General features: G+C 60.0%; 13 protein-coding genes. 8 read left to right on the forward strand and 5 right to left on the reverse strand.

The genetic code is table 11. From position 1 onward, the window contains the following. Positions 1-34 precede the first annotated feature (34 nt). Complete coding sequence (locus AC1UK9_RS07490; protein ID WP_025110624.1) at positions 35-973, forward strand: aspartyl/asparaginyl beta-hydroxylase domain-containing protein; 939 nt, start codon at positions 35-37, stop codon at positions 971-973. Positions 974-1,234: 261 nt separating this feature from the next. Here the strand turns inward: AC1UK9_RS07490 and AC1UK9_RS07495 are convergent, their stop codons facing one another. Then, positions 1,235-1,759 carry a hypothetical protein gene (locus AC1UK9_RS07495; protein ID WP_482579780.1) on the reverse strand — a complete coding sequence of 175 codons (525 nt, stop codon included), beginning with the start codon at positions 1,757-1,759 and terminating at the stop codon, positions 1,235-1,237. A gap of 472 nt (positions 1,760-2,231) precedes the next feature. On the opposite strand from AC1UK9_RS07495, the gene AC1UK9_RS07500 reads away from it, so the two are divergent. Further along, positions 2,232-3,098 carry a DMT family transporter gene (locus AC1UK9_RS07500; RefSeq protein WP_482579781.1) on the forward strand — a complete coding sequence of 289 codons (867 nt, stop codon included), beginning with the start codon at positions 2,232-2,234 and terminating at the stop codon, positions 3,096-3,098. Positions 3,099-3,245: 147 nt separating this feature from the next. Here the strand turns inward: AC1UK9_RS07500 and AC1UK9_RS07505 are convergent, their stop codons facing one another. Continuing rightward, on the reverse strand, positions 3,246-4,154 hold the full coding sequence (locus AC1UK9_RS07505) for a DMT family transporter (protein WP_025110621.1): 909 nt from the start codon (positions 4,152-4,154) through the stop codon (positions 3,246-3,248). A gap of 219 nt (positions 4,155-4,373) precedes the next feature. On the opposite strand from AC1UK9_RS07505, the gene aceK reads away from it, so the two are divergent. The 5 genes from aceK to AC1UK9_RS07530 all read left to right on the forward strand — a co-directional run bounded on the left by aceK (position 4,374) and on the right by AC1UK9_RS07530 (position 12,491). Next, the gene (gene aceK / locus AC1UK9_RS07510) at positions 4,374-6,095 is read left to right on the forward strand and encodes a bifunctional isocitrate dehydrogenase kinase/phosphatase (protein WP_482579782.1); all 1,722 of its coding nucleotides are present in this window, start codon (positions 4,374-4,376) and stop codon (positions 6,093-6,095) included. Positions 6,096-6,230: 135 nt separating this feature from the next. After that, positions 6,231-10,157: an ATP-dependent RNA helicase HrpA gene (gene hrpA / locus AC1UK9_RS07515; protein WP_482579783.1), complete on the forward strand. Its 3,927-nt coding sequence runs from the start codon at positions 6,231-6,233 to the stop codon at positions 10,155-10,157. A gap of 248 nt (positions 10,158-10,405) precedes the next feature. Continuing rightward, positions 10,406-11,527, forward strand: coding sequence for a beta-ketoacyl-ACP synthase III (locus AC1UK9_RS07520; protein ID WP_482579784.1), 1,122 nt, complete (start codon positions 10,406-10,408; stop codon positions 11,525-11,527). A gap of 119 nt (positions 11,528-11,646) precedes the next feature. After that, positions 11,647-12,261: an RNA polymerase sigma factor gene (locus tag AC1UK9_RS07525; RefSeq protein WP_025110617.1), complete on the forward strand. Its 615-nt coding sequence runs from the start codon at positions 11,647-11,649 to the stop codon at positions 12,259-12,261. Then, a complete protein-coding gene (locus tag AC1UK9_RS07530; RefSeq protein WP_025110616.1) occupies positions 12,255-12,491 on the forward strand; it encodes an anti-sigma factor family protein in 237 nt (78 codons plus the stop codon). Before AC1UK9_RS07525 ends, AC1UK9_RS07530 begins: the two co-directional genes overlap by 7 nt. A gap of 196 nt (positions 12,492-12,687) precedes the next feature. On the opposite strand, the gene AC1UK9_RS07535 is transcribed toward AC1UK9_RS07530, so the two are convergent. Next, positions 12,688-14,019, reverse strand: coding sequence for a putative porin (locus AC1UK9_RS07535; RefSeq protein ID WP_025110615.1), 1,332 nt, complete (start codon positions 14,017-14,019; stop codon positions 12,688-12,690). Between the two features lie 279 nt (positions 14,020-14,298). On the opposite strand from AC1UK9_RS07535, the gene AC1UK9_RS07540 reads away from it, so the two are divergent. Further along, entirely contained in the window at positions 14,299-15,423 is a 1,125-nt protein-coding gene (locus tag AC1UK9_RS07540; protein WP_482579785.1) for a GNAT family N-acetyltransferase, read from the forward strand. Between the two features lie 113 nt (positions 15,424-15,536). On the opposite strand, the gene aqpZ is transcribed toward AC1UK9_RS07540, so the two are convergent. Both aqpZ and AC1UK9_RS07550 read right to left on the reverse strand, forming a co-directional pair. Next, complete coding sequence (gene aqpZ, locus AC1UK9_RS07545) at positions 15,537-16,232, reverse strand: aquaporin Z (protein ID WP_025110613.1); 696 nt, start codon at positions 16,230-16,232, stop codon at positions 15,537-15,539. Between the two features lie 310 nt (positions 16,233-16,542). Next, entirely contained in the window at positions 16,543-18,375 is a 1,833-nt protein-coding gene (locus tag AC1UK9_RS07550) for an ABC transporter ATP-binding protein (protein ID WP_025110612.1), read from the reverse strand. Positions 18,376-18,459 lie beyond the last annotated feature (84 nt).

Genomic DNA, 18,459 nt, shown 5'->3' on the forward strand with positions numbered 1-18,459 from the left:
TTGCGCAGCGTTGTCTTTATTCAAGGAGTCGTTGATGACCTTTTCGTTAGCCGCCAAGGTGTTGGTGTTGCTGCTGTTTGTGGGCAGCATCCTCTATGTGCATTTGCGCGGCAAGGCGCGTTTGCCGGTTCTGCGTCAGTTCGTCAACCACTCGGCGCTGTTCGCTCCGTACAATGCCCTGATGTACCTGTTCTCCGGCGTGCCGTCCAAACCGTATCTGGATCGCAGCAAGTTTCCGGAACTGGATGTGCTGCGCGACAACTGGGAAACCATTCGCGACGAGGCCATGCACCTGTTCGACGAAGGCTACATCCGCGCCGCCGAGAAGAACAATGACGCCGGTTTCGGCTCGTTCTTCAAGAAGGGCTGGAAGCGTTTCTACCTCAAGTGGTACGACAAACCGCTGCCGTCGGCCGAAACCCTGTGCCCGAAAACCGTGGCGCTGGTCAGTGCGATTCCCAACGTCAAAGGCGCGATGTTTGCGCTGTTGCCGGGTGGCAGCCACTTGAACCCGCACCGTGATCCGTTTGCCGGCTCCCTGCGTTATCACCTGGGCCTGTCGACGCCGAACTCCGACGATTGCCGGATCTTCGTGGACGGTCAGGTCTACGCCTGGCGTGACGGTGAAGACGTGATGTTCGACGAGACTTACGTGCACTGGGTCAAGAACGAAACCGAACAGACCCGCGTCATCCTGTTCTGCGACGTCGAACGCCCGCTGAGCAATCGCCTGATGACCCGCATCAACCGCGCCATCAGCGCCTGGCTGGGTCGTGCCACCGCTCCGCAGAATCTTGATGATGAACGCGTCGGCGGGATCAATCAGGCTTATGCCTGGAGCAAGAATTTCAGCGACAAGTTCAGCGGCGTGGTCAAGCAATGGAAACGCCGTAATCCGAAGGCCTACCGCATCCTGCGCCCGATTCTGGCAGTGGTGGTGCTGACGCTGTTGGGGTATTGGCTGTTTGGTTGAGGCTGGACGCTATAACTGAAAAACCGCTCCTTGTGAGCGGTTTTTTTGTATGCAGACAAGTCTACAGTCGGCCAGCGGCGAGTACGTTTGGCTCTTCGCTTTCAGTGCCTGTTATCAGTAACTGCAGCAGACGCCTCTGACTCGTGGTGAGCGTTACCTCGCCGGATTTTCTGCCGCGAGGAAGTATGTCTTTTCTGGCGGAAGGCTTCTTGGTTGATTTGCTCATTTCTCCACCAGTATTGATCGTTAATTGAACAGTTTTCACGATACTAGGTTCTCCAAGGTTTTGACAAGGCGGCCTCCAGCGTCGAAGCCGAAACCTAGCTCCTGATAGTGGGAAATTGCCCCCCTTAAAGGTTCCTGAATTTCGAGAACCTTGCTGCCAATGAGCTGGGCGTATTGTTCAATCACAATCATCGCCAGTGCCCCAATACGTTTTTTTAACGGATGGGATTCGTAGGGGCGCCCCTCCAAACGCACGATTCGTATTCTGTTTTTGCTGGCATTTGGATTTGCGAAACACAGCCCGCAAAGCTCTTCTTCAAACCAGATAGCGATGTCCAGAGATAACGGCTCCCGACCCTTCCACTCAATGACCTCATTCCAGCAAAAGTGCTGGTCTCTCCAGAGCGTTGATGCTTGCAGTGCTTGCTGGTCGATAGGCTCGAAACGAACTTTCGATAAATCGACGGCGGTAGAGCCGTGACGTTCCAACTGACGCTGAAGATGGAGGATGACGATGGCAGCCTGCTTCCTCGCCTCTGACCGATACAGCTGATACCGCAAATTCGTCCGTTCCCTTGGCATGTGATCTCGAGCATTCCCTGTCTCCCCATCAATGGGCGTAGCCGTTGCTCATCAGCCTATGCGCCTGCTATCGAGCTGTCCCTGCTGGCCCTTGGCCAAACCGTTGCAATCCATGTCCGGCGCTGGTTATAGTCGGCGCTGGTGAATCAGAGGATTCACATCCCAACCCCCTCAAAAAAGATCAGTGCCAATGCCTGCATCCCTCATCAACGCGGTAGTCGATTCAGCGGTCAACGCTGGCGTCGTGCCGTGCGGGAATCAGCAGCCTGGACAGATCAGTCATTACCCTCCACCTGTCAGTAGCACGCCGGTGTACGCAGTCGTATCACCGCCGGGCGTTGGCGTTTCGGGCTGATCGGCGTTCTCTGCCGACCCCTGCGCCCGCCAGAAAAAACCTACTGAATTTCAGCTTTGGCTGAGTTGGCTTTTTGCCTGACTACAGGTGGTATTCATGTTTGTCCTTTCGAAAAAGTCCGCGCTCGCGGCGACGTCCACGAGCCTGTTCGTTCTGCTGTGGAGCAGCGGGGCGATTTTCTCCAAATGGGGCCTGGCCCACGCTTCGCCCTTTGCCTTTTTGCTGATTCGCTTTGTAATCGCCCTGTGCGGGCTGCTGCTGTTGGCGCCTCTGCTCAAATTGAAGTTGCCCAAGGGCGGCAGGCCGATGCTGTATGCGATCGCCACCGGGGTAGTGCTGTTGGGGGCTTACCAGATTTTCTATCTGCTGGCGCTCAACACCCGAATCACGCCAGGCGTGATGGCGACCATCATGGGCGTGCAACCGATCCTCACGGTGGTGCTGATGGAGCGCCAGCGTTCGGCGAGCCGAATGTTCGGTCTGGCGTTGGGCCTGGCCGGTCTGATCATGGTGGTTTACCAGGGGATCGGTCTGGCGGGCATGTCCTGGCAGGGCATGCTGTTTGGCTTGCTGGCGCTGGCGAGCATGACCCTGGGCTCGATCATGCAGAAACGCATCACTGAAAATCCCCTCGGCACGCTGCCGGTGCAGTACCTGGCCGGACTGCTGTTGTGCGGGATTTTCGTGCCGTTTCAGCCGTTCCACTTTGAACGCGGCGCAGGTTTCATCGTGCCGGTGTTGTGGATGGGGCTGGTGGTGTCGGTGCTGGCGACACTGTTGCTGTATCGCCTGATCGCCCGGGGCAATCTGGTGAATGTCACCAGTCTGTTCTATCTGGTGCCGGCGGTGACGGCAGTGATGGACTATCTGATTTTCGGCAATCGCCTGGCGGCGTTGAGTGTGCTGGGGATGCTGCTGATCATTGTCGGTCTGGCGTTTGTGTTCCGTAAATCTGCTGGATAAACGCAAGTGGGCCAGGCATTTCCAGTGTCTGGTCCGGCCTCTTCGCGAGCAAGCCCGCTCCCACAGGGTCAGCGCCAATTTGAAAGTGGCGCATCACCCTGTGGGAGCGGGCTTGCTCGCGAAGACGGACTGATCAACGCCGCAAAATCATCGGGCTGTCGCTGCAGAGGGCTTCACCACCGCAGGCTTCAGCACCAGCCACAACGCCAGCGCAATCAACACCCCGCCATACAGGTGAGCCATCGACAAAGGTTCATCCAGCAACAACGCCCCCCACAACACGCCGAACGCCGGGATCATGAAGGTCACGGTCATCGATTTGACCGGGCCGATGGAGCTGAGCAGGCGGAAATAAATGATGTAGGCGAACGCCGTGCAACCCAGGCCCAGGCCCAGCAGCGACAGCCAGACATTCCATCCGCCCCAGCTTGTCGGTGGTGCGGTGATCACGCTGTAGCCGAACAGCGGCAATAGGAACAGCGAGGCGCCGAGCATGCTGCCCACGGCCGAGAGGCGACTGTCGAGCCCACCGCTATGATCCAGCCAGCGCCGCGTGAGAAATCCGGCGAAACCATAACAAGTGGTGGCAAGCAGGCAGGCGAGGGCGCCCATCAGCAATTGCATGTCGAAGGCCACCGGCCCAGCACGCGTCAGCACACCGACACCGAACAAGCCGAGAAACACCCCCGCCAGTTTGGCGACAGTGAGCTTTTCACTGAAAAACAGCCCGCCAATCAACACGCCCATCAATGGCGTGGTGGCATTGAAGATCGCCGAGTAACCGGCCGGCAACACTTGCGCCGCCACCGAATACAGCGTTGCCGGAATCCCCGAGTTGATCACGCCCAGCAACATCACGGTTTTCAGTTTGCCCTTGAAATCCCAGCTGATGCGCATCAGGCCGAGAATCACTAGCAAGCCCACGGCAGCAATCGACACCCGAAAGAATGCGGTCGGAATCGTGCCGATCACCGGCGCAATGATGCGCATGAACAGGAAGCTTGCGCCCCAGATGGCTGCCAGCGACAGCATGCGGAAAATATCGACAGCGCTCACGATGGCACTCCTTCCTTGATCGGGACGAGAGTGTTGCCGAGCGCTCAGGCAATGGCAACCGCTAATCGGGCATTTAATTACGCACGCGGTTTTACCCACGGAAAAATCCGGCGATGGACGCCAGTGCTTGGCTTTTGGCAGAAATTGCACTTCACCTGCACACGGTTCCGTGGCTAAGCTCAGGCACAGATTTCCACTTGTACGCCGAGGTCTCAACCTATGCCGCAGCAATGGCCAGCCACCGACATCGCCCGCATGATCCTCGATGGCTTTGACGATTACCGCGAGCATTTCCGGCGGATCACCGACGGTGCGCGCGAACGCTTCGAGCAGGCGCGCTGGCAGGATACGCAGACCGCGTCGGCTGCGCGGATCAACCTTTACGAGGAAAAGGTCGGTGAAACCATTGCCCGCCTGCGCGAGCACTTCGACGATGAGACGCTGATGAATGTCAGTTGCTGGCCGCTGGTGAAAAGCGCCTACATCAGCGTGATCGACCTGCGCTTTGATGATGAACTGTCCGAGACTTGGTACAACTCGATCTTCTGCGGGCTGTTCAGTCATGATCTGATCAGCGACGGCTGCATGTTCATCCACACCACCCGCCCGAGCCTGCGCCGCGCCCGGGCCGCGCAAACCCGTACCTACAAGCCGCAGGGCCAGTTGTCATCGATGCTCGCGAGCATCTTTGCCGACTATCGCTTCAGCGAGGATTACGCCGACTTGCCGGGCGATCTGCAGCGCCTCGAAGCGCAGTTGCGCGAGAACCTGCCGGATTGGGTGTGCAAGGACCCGGAGCTGGCCGTCGAGCTGTTTTCCTCGGTGCTGTACCGCAACAAAGGCGCCTATCTGGTCGGGCGCATCTACACCCGCGACGAACAATGGCCGCTGGTGATTCCACTGCTGCACCGTGAGGGCCGCGGGATCCAGATTGATGCGTTGATCACCGACGAAGCCGATGTGTCGATCATCTTTTCCTTCACACGCTCGTATTTCATGGTCGATGTGCCGGTGCCGGCGGAATTCATCGGATTTCTGCGGCGCATCCTGCCGGGCAAGCACATCGCCGAGCTGTACACCTCGATCGGTTTCTACAAGCACGGCAAATCCGAGTTCTACCGCGCGCTGATCAATCATCTGGCCAACACTGATGATCAGTTCATCATGGCCCCCGGCGTGCGCGGCATGGTCATGAGCGTGTTTACCCTGCCGGGCTTCAATACCGTGTTCAAGATCATCAAGGACCGCTTCTCGCCGTCGAAAAACGTCGACCGGGCAACGGTCATCGAAAAGTACCGATTGGTGAAAAGCGTCGATCGGGTCGGGCGCATGGCCGATACCCAGGAGTTCGCCGACTTCCGTTTTCCGCTGAGCAAGTTCGATCCGGCGTGCCTTGAAGAACTGCTTGAGGTCGCGCCGTCGACGGTCTCGGTCGAAGGCGATACGGTGCTGATCCGCCACTGCTGGACCGAACGGCGGATGACCCCGCTCAACCTTTATCTGGAAAACGCCAACGAGGCGCAGGTGCGTGAGGCGTTGGAGGATTACGGCCTGGCGATCAAACAACTGGCGGCAGCGAACATCTTTCCCGGCGACATGCTGCTGAAGAATTTCGGCGTCACTCGGCACGGGCGCGTGGTGTTCTATGACTACGACGAGATCTGTTTCCTGACCGAAGCCAACTTTCGCCACATCCCCGCGCCGCGTACGCCGGAGGACGAAATGGCCTCGGAGCCGTGGTACTCGATCGGGCCACTGGATGTGTTTCCCGAGGAGTTTCCACCGTTTTTGTTTGCTGATTCGGCGCAACGCAAGCTGTTCGATCAGTTACATGGTGAGTTGTATAACGCCGATTACTGGAAGAGTCTGCAAGAGGCGATTCGTGCGGGGAAGGTCATCGATGTGTTCCCGTATCGGCGCAAGGGCCTGGACAACGAATAACAGCAGCGACGAGCGGCACGCTACAAGCCTCAAGCCGGAAACTGATTTAACTTGCCGCTTGTAGCTTGCCGCTTGTAGCTGCTTTTCTGCGACAATCGGCCCCCTGCATAAACAGACGACCGAATTGCGTACCCGATGACCGACGAATCGCCCTCCATCGACAAACTGCTGAAAAACCTTGATCACGCCATGCTCGCCGACCGTCACCGGCTGCGGCGGCAGTTGCTTGAGCTGCGCAAGAAACCCGACGAGGCCAAACTGGCCCAGTGGGTGGCGCGCATGCAGGCGTCCTGTGATCAGGTGCTGGCCCGCAAGGCCAGCCTGCCGGTGATTCGTTACGACGACAGCCTGCCGATTGCCGCCAAGCGCGATGAAATCAAGGCTGCGCTGGAGAAGCATCAGGTACTGATCATCGCCGGCGAAACCGGCTCGGGCAAAACCACTCAGTTGCCGAAAATCTGTCTGGAAATCGGTCGCGGTCAGCACGGTCTGATCGGTCACACCCAGCCGCGTCGAATCGCTGCACGCAGCGTCGCCAGTCGGGTTGCCGAAGAGCTTGGTACACCGCTGGGTTCGCTGGTCGGCTATCAGGTACGTTTCGAAGATCAGAGCGACTCCAACACCCTGATCAAGCTGATGACCGACGGCATTCTGCTGGCGGAAACCCAAAACGACCGCTACCTCGAACGCTACGACACGATCATCGTCGACGAAGCCCACGAACGCAGCCTCAACATCGACTTCCTGCTCGGTTACCTGAAAACCCTGCTGCCGCGTCGCCCGGACCTGAAAGTCATCATCACTTCGGCGACCATCGATCTGGAGCGCTTCTCCAAGCATTTCGATGGGGACGGCCTTTGCGGTGCGCCGATTGTCGAGGTCTCCGGCCGTACCTTCCCGGTGGACACCTGGTATCGCCCGCTGACCCTGGAGCAGGACGAAGAGGGCAACCGTGTCGAGGACGACCTGACCGTGGATCAGGCGATTCTGGCCACCCTCGACGAAATCGCCGCGTACGAGCGCAGCGAACGCCGCAGCCCTGGCGATGTGCTGGTGTTCCTGCCGGGCGAGCGCGAAATTCGCGATGCCGCCGACATGCTGCGCAAGGCCCAGCTCAAACACACCGAAATCCTGCCGCTATACGCGCGCCTGTCGCCGGCCGAGCAGCAGCGGATTTTCCAGTCACACCCGGGGCGTCGTGTGGTGCTGGCGACCAACGTCGCCGAGACCTCGCTGACCGTGCCGGGCATCCGTTACGTGATCGACAGCGGCACCGCGCGCATCAGTCGCTACAGCTACCGCGCCAAGGTGCAGCGTCTGCCGATCGAGGCGATTTCCCAGGCCAGCGCCAACCAGCGTAAAGGTCGCTGCGGCCGGGTTGAACCGGGTATTTGCGTGCGGTTGTACAGCGAGGAGGATTTCCTCGGCCGTCCGGAATTTACCGATCCGGAGATTCTGCGCACCAACCTTGCCGCCGTCATTTTGCAGATGCTGCACCTGCGCCTCGGCGAGATCACTGCTTTCCCGTTCATCGAACCGCCGGACGGCAAAGCGATCAGCGATGGTTTCAACCTGCTGCAAGAACTCTCGGCGGTGGACCGCAACAGTCAGCTGACCCCGCTGGGTCGCCAGTTGGCGCGCCTGCCGGTGGATCCGCGCATGGGGCGCATGTTGCTCGAAGCGGCCAGGCTCGGCAGCCTGCAGGAAGTGCTGATCGTCGCCAGTGCGATGTCGATTCAAGATCCGCGCGAGCGTCCGCCGGAGCGTCAGCAAGCTGCGGATCAGGCCCACGCGCAATGGAAGGACATTGATTCGGACTTCGCCGGGCTGGTCAATCTGTGGCGTGGCTTTGAAGAGCAGCGTCAGGCGCTGACCGCCAGCCCGCTGCGCAACTGGTGCCGGAAGAATTTCCTGAACTACCTGCGCCTGCGCGAGTGGCGTGACTCCCATCGCCAGTTGAGCCTGATCTGCCGCGACATGCAGCTGAGCCTCAACAAAGAACCGGCGGATTACCCGAAACTGCACAAAGCGGTGCTGGTCGGCCTGCTCAGCCAGATCGGCCAGAAAACCGAGGACGGTGATTACCTCGGCGCCCGTCAGCGGCGCTTCTGGATTCATCCCTCGTCGGGCATCGGCAAGAAGCGTCCGCAATGGCTGATGACCGCCGAACTGGTGGAAACCACCAAGCTCTACGCGCGCATGGTCGCCAAGATCGACCCCGACTGGATCGAGCCGCTGGCCGGGCACCTGATCAAGAAGAACCACTTCGAGCCACACTGGGAGAAGAAGCGCGGCCAGGTCGTGGCGTACGAGCAGATCACTCTGTTCGGGCTGATCGTGGTCGGCCGCCGCCCGGTGCATTACGGCCCGGTGGATCCGGTGGTCTCGCGCGAGCTGTTTATCCGCGAAGGCTTGGTGCGGGGCGAAATTCAGTCAAAAGCCAAATGCCTGACGGCCAACAAACAGTTGCTTGAACAGCTCGACGAACTGGAAGCCAAGGCTCGTCGTCGTGACATTCTTGCGGACGAAGAAACCCTCTACGCGTTCTACGATGCGCGCTTGCCGGCGGAGATTCACCAGACCGCGACCTTCGACAGCTGGTATCGGGTCAACAGCCAGAAAGACCCGCAACTGCTGATCATGCGCGAGGAAGACGTGCTGGCCCGCGAGGCCAGTGAAGTCACCGCACGCGACTATCCGGACACGCTGCACATCGGTGATCTGGAACTGGCCCTCAGTTACCACTTCGAGCCCAATCACCCGCGCGACGGCGTGACCCTGCGCGTACCGGCGCCGCTGTTGCCGATGCTGCCGCCGGAACGTCTGGAGTGGCTGGTGCCGGGGCTGATCGAGGCCAAGTGCATTGCCCTGGTGCGCAACCTGCCGAAGGCCTTGCGCAAGAACTTTGTGCCGGTGCCGGACTTCATCAAAGCGGCGTTGCAACGCATGACCTTCGCCGAAGGTTCGTTGCCGCAGGCGCTCGGTCGCGAGCTGCTGCGCATGACCGGTGCGCGGGTCAGCGATGAGGCGTGGGTGGAAGCCGCGCAGCAGGTCGAAAGCCATTTGCGGATGAACCTGGAAATCGTCGACGGTCAGGGCAAGTTCCTCGGCGAAGGCCGGGATCTGGCCGAGCTGACCGCACGTTTCGCCGAGGCCAGCCAGGCCGCGTTGGCCGTACCGCAAAGTGCGAAAAGTCAGCAACCGGTGGAGGCCAAGGTCTTCGCCCCGGTGGCGGAGAAGACTCAACAGAAGATCGCCGGGCTGTCGATGACGGTGTATCCGGCGCTGGTGGAAGAGGGCGGTACGGTCAAGGAAGGGCGTTTCTCGACCCCGGCAGAAGCCGAGTTCCAGCATCGCCGTGCCTTGCAGCGTCTGCTGATGCAGCAACTGGCCGAGCCGGCGAAGTTCCTGCGCGGCAAGTTGCCGGGCGTTACCGAGCTGGGCTTGCTGTACCGCGAGCTGGGGCGGGTCGATGCGCTGGTCGAAGACATTCTGCTGGCCAGCCTCGACAGCTGCATTCTGGAAGGCGAAGACCCATTGCCGCGTGACGGTGCGGGTCTCGCCGCACTGGCCGAACGCAAGCGCGGCAGTTGGACCGAGCACGCCGAGCGCGTGGCGCGGCTGACGCTGGAGATTCTCAAGTTGTGGCACGGTCTGCAAAAGCGCTTCAAGGGCAAGATCGACCTGGCTCAGGCCGTGGCCCTCAACGATATCAAGCTGCAACTCAGCCATCTGGTCTACCCGGGTTTTGTCCGGGAAACGCCGATGCAATGGCTCAAGGAGTTGCCGCGTTTTCTGAAGGCCGTCGAGCAGCGTTTCGAGAAACTGGGCGCGCAGGTGCAGAAGGATCGCGTCTGGAGCGGCGAACTGGCCGGTCTCTGGAGTCAATACCAAACCCGCGCCGCCAAGCATGCTCAGGAAGGCAAGCGCGATCCGCAGCTTGAGTTGTACCGCTGGTGGCTGGAGGAGTACCGGGTTTCGCTGTTCGCCCAGCAGTTGGGGACGAAAGCGCCGATCTCGGACAAGCGGCTGAGCAAGCAGTGGAGTCAGGTCGAGACCTGACACACCGCAATCGCGAGCAGGCTCACTCCTACAGGGAAATGGGGTGGTGCTTGAGAATGGCGCCAAAACCTTGGGTTTATGGCAAACTTCGCGACCATAAATGCCGTTTTCGCGACCCAGAGCCTTCAGCGAGGTCACAAACGGCAATATAAAGATGCCAGGTCAGCGTCCTCGGACGGGAATAGACCCATTGTGTGTTGGTACGTCGGTGCCAGCGCTTTCTGCCTGAACAGATTAGAGAAACGACCATGCATAACGTCGTCATCAGCGGCACCGGCCTGTACACCCCGGCCAACAGCATCTCCAACGAAGAGCTGGTGCAGTCTTTCAATACCTATGTCGCGCAGTTCAACGCCGACAACGCCGAAGCCATCGCCAGCGGTGAAATCCAGGCGCTGACCGAATCCAGCGCCGCGTTCATCGAAAAGGCCTCGGGCATCAAGAGCCGCTTTGTCATGGACAAGGACGGCATTCTCGACCCGCAACGCATGGCTCCGCGCCTGCCGGAGCGTTCCAACGACGAATGGTCGGTACTCTGCCAGATGGCCATCGGCGCCGCCGAACAGGCGCTGCAACGTGCCGGCAAGACCGCCGCCGACATCGACGGCGTGATCGTTGCCTGCTCCAACCTGCAGCGCGCCTATCCGGCCATCGCCATTGAAGTCCAGGAAGCGCTGGGCATTCAGGGTTTCGGTTTCGACATGAACGTGGCGTGCTCCTCGGCGACCTTCGGCATTCAGGCTGCGGCCAACAGCGTGCAACTGGGCCAGGCCCGGGCGATCCTGATGGTCAATCCGGAAGTCTGCACCGGTCACCTGAACTTCCGCGACCGCGACAGCCACTTCATCTTCGGTGACGCCGCGACTGCTGTGATCATCGAGCGTGCCGACCTGGCGACGTCCATGTACCAGTTCGACGTGGTCAGTACCAAACTGCTGACCAAGTTCTCCAACAACATCCGCAACAACTTCGGCTTCCTCAATCGTGCGGCGGAAGAGGGCATCGGTGCCCGCGACAAACTGTTCGTGCAGGAAGGTCGCAAGGTGTTCAAGGATGTTTGCCCGATGGTCGCGGAATTGATCGGCGAGCATCTGCAGGAAAACCAGCTCAACGTCGGTGACGTCAAGCGTTTCTGGCTGCACCAGGCCAACCTGAGCATGAATCATCTGATCGTGCGCAAGCTGCTGGGCCGCGAAGCCACTGAAGAAGAGGCGCCGGTGATTCTCGACACCTACGCCAACACCAGCTCCGCCGGTTCCGTGATTGCCTTCCACAAGCATCAGGATGACCTGGCCGCCGGTTCGCTGGCCGTGCTGAGCTCGTTCGGCGCCGGTTACTCGATCGGCAGCGTGATTCTGCGCAAGCGCTGAGTTCGCCATAAAAGATCGCAGCCTGCGGCAGCTCCTGCACTGACGGTATTGATCCGCCGTTGTAGGCGCTGCCGCAGGCTGCGATCTTTTGCTTTCGACCATCTGAAAACGAGGTGTGAATGGCCGCAACGGACGACACCCAACTGCTCGAGCGCCTGTTGGCCGGTGAGCAAAAAGCCTTCAAGGAACTGGTCAGCACTTACCAGAGCGCCATGCGCGCCGTGGCGTATGCCATCGTCGGCCAGCGTCATGTCGAAGAAGTGGTGCAGGACGCCTGGCTGTCGGTGGTGCGCCATATCGGTGGCTTCGAGGGCCGCTCCAGCCTCAAGACCTGGCTGCTGACCATCACCGCCAACTCGGCCAAGAGCCGCTACAAGCAGAACCGCCGCGAAGTATTGATGGATGACCTGCCTTCGCCGCACGGCACCATCGATGACGATCGCTTTTCCCCCGGTGACGGCCATTGGCTGGTGGCGCCGTTCGCCTGGCATCAGGACACGCCGGAAGCCTTGCTCACCGAAAGCGAATTGCGCGATTGCCTGGAACACACCTTGCTCAGCCTGTCGGAACTGCAAAGCAGCGTGTTGCTGCTGCGCGAGCGTCAGGGGCTGGAGCTGGAAGAGATCTGTAATCTTCTGGAGATCTCGCTCTCCAATGTCCGTGTGCTGCTGCATCGTGCGCGGCTGAAAGTCTTCGCCACGGTGGAGCATTTTGAGGAGACCGGCGAATGCTGACCTGTAAAGAGCAAGTGGCGCGCTCCAGCGATTATCTCGATGGCCAACTGAGCTTTCGCGAGAAACTGATGGTGCGTCATCACCTGATGTTCTGCCCCAACTGTCGGCGATTCATTCGCCAGATGCGTTTGATGCAGGCCACGCTGAAAGCGATGCCGCAGAAACCTGAAGAGGGTGTAGATGCGCTGGCCGAAAGTCTGGCCGAGCAACGGCGCAAGGACCGTTCCTGAAAAATGATGTGTGGCGAGGGCGCTTGCTCCCGCTGGGACGCTCAGCAACCCTCGCTTTACTTAGAAGCAGAGGACTGCTGTGCACTCCAGCGGGAGCAAGCTCCCTCGCCACAGGGTCGCGCAATAGCCCGGCGCGGACGAAACGAACGGATGATGGGGATCGTCCCGCCCGCATCAGGCTATAAGGTGACGCTTTTTAGAACTTCGCTTCGGCATCCAGTTGCAGCGTGTTGATGTCGGAGTCGGTCTTTTTCAGGCTGGCGTTGGTGTAGTCCGAGTTGGCCATGAAGTAGGTCGCGCCCAGAGTGAAGTTCTTGTCCAGCTCGTAGCTGACTTTCAACTTGCTGCCGCGCGAACCGGTGTAGCCGTTGGCGAAGTCGGAGTCGGTGAAGGCACCGACCACCGCGTTACGCTGCACGTCGCGGTAGTTGTAGTCGATCCCGAAGCCATAAACCTTGGTCTTGACGCCGGCCAGCCAGCCAGTGTCTTGGTCGTTGCTGGCGTCTTTGTTGTTGACGTACTGACCGTAGATCGAGAGCGGAACGGGCAGGTTGGCGATGTCCAGCTGACCAAAACCTTCATACAACTTGAAGGTTTCGTTCGGGCTGTTGCCATTGACCGCCAGGGCGCATGGCGCAGTAACGGTGCCGGTGGTCGGGCAGGCGCTGTCCTTGTCGTTGTCGTAGGAATAGATACTGCCGCCCAGGGTCAGTTTGAGGCTGTCGGTCAGTGCAAAGCGACCGCCCAACTGGCCGGCGTACAGACGCAGGTCGTGCTTGAACTGCACGCCTTCGCCGTCGACGTTGTCCTTGAGGGTGTAATGACCGGCGCTACCGAACAGCTCGGTGCTGCCGCTCAGCGGGTACTTGTAAGTGACGGCCAGACCTTCCGGGTTGATGTCGCTGTCCCAGATGATGTCGCCCATGCTGACCCAAGGCTGGTTCATTTTACCGGCGATCAGGTGCAGGTTCTTGATCGCGTCAGGGTGGTAGTCGACGTAACCCTGGTCGAGCCAGATCTGTTTCTTGTCGAAGTAGTTGTTCAGGTCCTGGTTGGTCGAGCGGGCATCGTCGCTGCTGCCGGTGGCGATACGGATACCGGTGTCCACCTGCGGGTTGATTTCGGTGTAGGCACCCAGACGGGCACGAATGCGCTGACGGTCCTGGTCCTTGCTGTTCGGCACGCCATCGTTCTTGACGGTCTCCTGACGGAAACGCACATCACCCTTGAACTGGGTCTTGGCAGCCCAGGCGAGTTTCTGGTCGAAGGAACTCAGCTCGTTGGTTTTCTTCGCGGTTGCCGCGATTTGCTCGTTGGTCTCTTGCTGCGCCTGCTGCGCGATTTGCTGAGCCTTCTGATCCTTGGCCAGTTCAGCTTGCAGTTCAGTGTACTGAGCCTGAGAAATGGAACCGTTGGCCTTGAGCATGTCGAGCAGTTTGGCGTCGACTGCAGCACTGGCCGGAACGCTCATGGCCAGCAACAGGCCACCGCACAGGGCCGCCGCAGTTTTCGTGGAAGCAAGACGCATAGCAATCTCCGAAGATGAGAGGGGATGGCTGAACCATCCTGGGCACACCGACGCGCACGTCGGAAAACAGTGTCCGGGTAGAACCCGGCGCTCTAAAAACAGGAGCGAGTATCGCGATGGTTTATGACAGAGCAGTGGCTAAGTGATGTCATGTCGATGACGATACAAAGGCGGCGTGAACTATTGAGCCAGAGCGCTGTCGGCCGATTGAGCGTGTGCAATGGTTGCCGATCAGCGATACTCGCGGGGCTTTGACGCCAAGATGTGGAGAGCCAGTTGATGCCGTTGCAACGTCTGCAAAACCTGTCAGAAATCGCCCCGACGACATGGGATGCGCTGGTGCCCGAGAACCAGCCGTTTCTGCGGCATGCGTTCCTGAGTGCACTGGAAGACAGTGGCAGCGTTGGCCCCCATACCGGTTGGCAGCCTGAGCATTTGCTGCACCTGGAAGACGGGCTGTTGATCGCGGCGCTGCCCAGCTATCGCAAGTGGCATTCCTACGGCGAGTATGTGTTCGATCACGGCTGGGCCGATGCCTGCGCCCGAGCCGGCATCGATTACTACCCCAAGTTGCTGACGGCGGTACCGTTCAGTCCGGTCAGTGGCCCGCGACTGTTGGCGGTGAATGTCGAGGATGGTTTCGAACTGCTCAAGAGCCTGCCGGGTTATCTGGAGATCGAAGAACTTTCCAGCGCGCACATCAATTTCACCGACCCGTTCACCGACGCCGCCATGGCCGAGCAGCCGGGCTGGCTGCAGCGCATCGGTTGTCAGTATCACTGGCAGAATCGCGGTTATCGGGACTTCCAGGACTTTCTCGACCGGCTCAGTTCGCGCAAGCGCAAGCAGATGCGCAAGGAGCGCGAGCAAGTGGCGGGGCAGGGCTTCGAATTCGAATGGCTGGAGGGGCGTGAGCTGGACGAGTCGCAATGGGATTTTGTCTATGCCTGCTATGCCAACACTTACGCGGTGCGTCGGCAGACGCCGTACCTCACGCGCGAGTTTTTCAGTCTGCTGGCCGAGCGGATGCCGGAGTCGATTCGGGTAGTGCTGGCCAGACAGGATTCACGGCCAGTGGCGATGGCCTTCAGTCTGGTGGGAGGCGACAGCTTCTACGGTCGCTATTGGGGCTGCCTGGCCGAGTTCGACCGACTGCATTTCGAGACCTGTTTCTATCAGGGCATGGATTACGCGATTGCCCAGGGTTATCAACGCTTTGATGCGGGTGCCCAAGGTGAGCACAAACTGATTCGCGGTTTTGAACCGGTGATCACGCACTCGTGGCATTACCTGCGCCATCCTGGCCTGAAGGCAGCGGTCAAAGACTTCCTACACCAGGAGCGCGCCGGCGTATTGGCCTACGCCGAGGAAGCCAGAACAGCCTTGCCCTACCGGCAAACATAGATCCCCTGTAGGAGTGAGCCTGCTCGCGATAGCGGCCTGTCTGCCAGTGATGAGCTAACCGACAGACCGCTATCGCGAGCAGGCTCACTCCTACAAGGGGAGTTGTGGCGTCTTCAAGATTCGTCTTTGCCCAGCCAGCGATAAATCGTCCCACCCACCACCGCGCCCAGCAGCGGCGCGACCCAGAACATCCACAACTGCGCGATCGCCCAGCCGCCAACCATCAGCGCCGGCCCGGTGCTGCGCGCCGGGTTGACCGAGGTGTTGGTGACCGGGATCGAGATCAGGTGAATCAGCGTCAGGCCCAGGCCGATGGCAATCGGTGCGAGTCCCGCCGGGGCGCGTTTGTCGGTGGCGCCGAGGATGATGATCACGAACATGCCAGTCATCACCAGCTCGGTGACGAAACCTGCGGCCATCGAGTATTTGCCCGGTGAGTGTTCGCCATAACCGTTGGACGCCAGGCCCGCAGCGATGTCGAAACCCTCCTTGCCGCTGGCGATGTGCGCGAGCAACGCCGCTGCGAGAATCGCACCCAGCACTTGCGCGATGATGTAGGCGGGCAGCTCTTTGGCCGGGAACCGGCCGCCGACCACCAGACCCACGGAAACGGCCGGGTTCAGATGACAGCCGCTGATGTGGCCGATGGCGAACGCCATGGTCAACACGGTCAGACCAAATGCCAGGGCCACTCCCAGCACCCCGATGCCCAGAGGCGAAGACGCGGCGAGCACCGCACTGCCACAACCACCCAGAACCAACCAGAACGTACCCAACAACTCAGTAACTGAACGTTTGAACAGAGACATGAGAGTGTCCTTGATAGGCGTGCTATCGAGACTGAATCGATTTGTGCTTCCTTGCCAATTTACGACAGGTTCCCTGCTGGAACCTTGGCTGAGTACAGCAGGCTTTGGACGGATTTCCAGCGGGCACAAAAAAACCGCCAGAGCCTGTGGGGAGAGGGCTGTGGCGGCTCTCAGGCGTTCAGGATTACTGCGAACCCTGTGGCAGCGAGCCTGCTCGCGAAAGCGGCATGTCTGACAACCATGGTGGTATCTGACACTCCGCCTTCGCGAGCAGGCTCGCTCCCACATTGCAATTGAATTGACCCAATGATCAATCGATGCCGACAAACCCTCCGGTCTGATGTGCCCACAATCGTGCATACAGCCCGCGATGGGCCAGCAGTTCGGCATGGGTGCCGCTCTCGGCGATCTTGCCGTTTTCCAGTACCACCAGCCGGTCCATGCGCGCGATGGTCGAAAGGCGGTGGGCGATGGCGATCACGGTCTTGCCCTGCATGAGGGTTTCCAGGCTTTCCTGGATCGCCGCTTCGACTTCCGAGTCGAGTGCCGAGGTCGCTTCGTCCATGATCAGGATCGGCGCGTCCTTGAGCAGTACCCGCGCGATCGCAATGCGCTGGCGCTGGCCACCGGACAGTTTCACGCCGCGCTCGCCGACGTGCGCATCGAAACCGGTGCGGCCTTCAGCGTCCGACAGCAATGGAATGAACTCATCGGCGCGGGCCTTGTGCACCGCGTCCCAGAGTTCGGCATCGGTGGCATCGGGTTTGCCGTAGAGCAGGTTGTCGCGGATCGAGCGGTGCAGCAACGACGTATCCTGAGTGATCATGCCGATCCGCGCGCGCAGGCTTTCCTGGCCGACTTCGGCGATGTTCTGCCCATCGATCACAATCCGTCCGCCTTCGACGTCGTACAGGCGCAGCAGCAGGTTGACCAGGGTCGATTTGCCAGCACCGGACGGGCCGATCAGGCCGATTTTCTCACCCGGTTTGATGGTCAGATTGAGGTCGCCGATGATGCCTTTCTTCTTGCCGTAGTGAAAATCCACGTGCTCGAAACGCACTTCACCACGGGCCACGGCCAGCGGTTTGGCCTGCTCGCGATCGGTGACACTGACCGGTTGCGAGATGGTCTGCAGGCCATCCTGGACCATGCCGATGTTTTCGAAGATGCCGGTAACCACCCACATGATCCAGCCGGACATGTTGACGATGCGAATCACCAGGCCGGTCGCCAGGGCGATTGCGCCGACGGTGATCAGCGACTGCGTCCACAGCCACAGCGCCAGCGCAGTGGTGCCGACGATCAGCAGGCCGTTCATGGTGGTGATCGCCACGTCCATGCTGGTGACCACGCGACCGGCCATCTGCGCCTTGACCGTCTGCTCTTCGATGGCTTCCTTGGCGTAGTGCTGTTCGAAATTGGTATGGGCGAACAGCTTCAGGGTGGCGATGTTGGTGTAGCCGTCGACGATTCGCCCCATCAGTTTGGAGCGTGCGTCGGAGGCTTCCACCGAGCGATTTTTCACCCGTGGCACGAAGTAATACAGTGCGCCGATGTAGGCGGCGATCCACGTCAGCAGCGGGATCATCAGGCGCCAGTCGGCTTCGGCGAACAGCACCAGCGAGCTGATCGCGTAGATCAGCACGTGCCACAGTGCATCCACCGCCTGCACCGCCGAGTCACGCAGCGAGTTGCCGGTCTGCATGATGCGTTGGGCGATGCGCCCGGCGAAGTCGTTCTGGAAGAAGTTCAGGCTCTGCTTGAGCACATAGCTGTGATTCTGCCAGCGGATCATGCTGGTCATCCCCGGGCTCAGGGTCTGATGCACCAGCAGGTCGTGCAGGCCGAAGAAGATCGGCCGCAGCACCAGCGCGACCACCACCATCCAGGTCAGTTCGAGGGCGTGGTCGCTGAAGAAATTCGGGTTGGGCGTGCCTTGGGCCAGGTCGATGATGCGACTCAGGTAACTGAACAGTGCCACTTCGATCAGTGCGGCAAACAGGCCGACCACCAGCAGGGCAGCAAAACTCGGCCAGACCTGCTTGAGGTAATAGGTGTAGAAGGGCCAGACACGATCGGGCGGGGACGCCGTCGGGGCGTCGCGGAATATGTCGATCAGTTGTTCGAAACGGCGATAGAGCATCAGATAACCGCCCGGAAGCCGGGCTCTCCTTTTATCGGTGTGAGCGGCGTGGGGTTGAATTCACGCCGCTCGAAACGCCCTGTA

Source organism: Pseudomonas sp. AK-TSAG1-1, assembly GCF_056821665.1.

What these genes read in the sequence shown, in the direction of transcription:
- AC1UK9_RS07520 (WP_482579784.1), top strand. Translation starts at nt 10,406, where the DNA reads ATGCATAACGTCGTCATCAGCGGCACCGGCCTGTACACCCCGGCCAAC.
- AC1UK9_RS07490 (WP_025110624.1), top strand. Translation starts at nt 35, where the DNA reads ATGACCTTTTCGTTAGCCGCCAAGGTGTTGGTGTTGCTGCTGTTTGTG.
- AC1UK9_RS07550 (WP_025110612.1), bottom strand. Translation starts at nt 18,375, where the DNA reads ATGCTCTATCGCCGTTTCGAACAACTGATCGACATATTCCGCGACGCC.
- hrpA (WP_482579783.1), top strand. Translation starts at nt 6,231, where the DNA reads ATGACCGACGAATCGCCCTCCATCGACAAACTGCTGAAAAACCTTGAT.
- AC1UK9_RS07530 (WP_025110616.1), top strand. Translation starts at nt 12,255, where the DNA reads ATGCTGACCTGTAAAGAGCAAGTGGCGCGCTCCAGCGATTATCTCGAT.
- aceK (WP_482579782.1), top strand. Translation starts at nt 4,374, where the DNA reads ATGCCGCAGCAATGGCCAGCCACCGACATCGCCCGCATGATCCTCGAT.
- aqpZ (WP_025110613.1), bottom strand. Translation starts at nt 16,232, where the DNA reads ATGTCTCTGTTCAAACGTTCAGTTACTGAGTTGTTGGGTACGTTCTGG.
- AC1UK9_RS07540 (WP_482579785.1), top strand. Translation starts at nt 14,299, where the DNA reads ATGCCGTTGCAACGTCTGCAAAACCTGTCAGAAATCGCCCCGACGACA.
- AC1UK9_RS07500 (WP_482579781.1), top strand. Translation starts at nt 2,232, where the DNA reads ATGTTTGTCCTTTCGAAAAAGTCCGCGCTCGCGGCGACGTCCACGAGC.
- AC1UK9_RS07525 (WP_025110617.1), top strand. Translation starts at nt 11,647, where the DNA reads ATGGCCGCAACGGACGACACCCAACTGCTCGAGCGCCTGTTGGCCGGT.
- AC1UK9_RS07535 (WP_025110615.1), bottom strand. Translation starts at nt 14,019, where the DNA reads ATGCGTCTTGCTTCCACGAAAACTGCGGCGGCCCTGTGCGGTGGCCTG.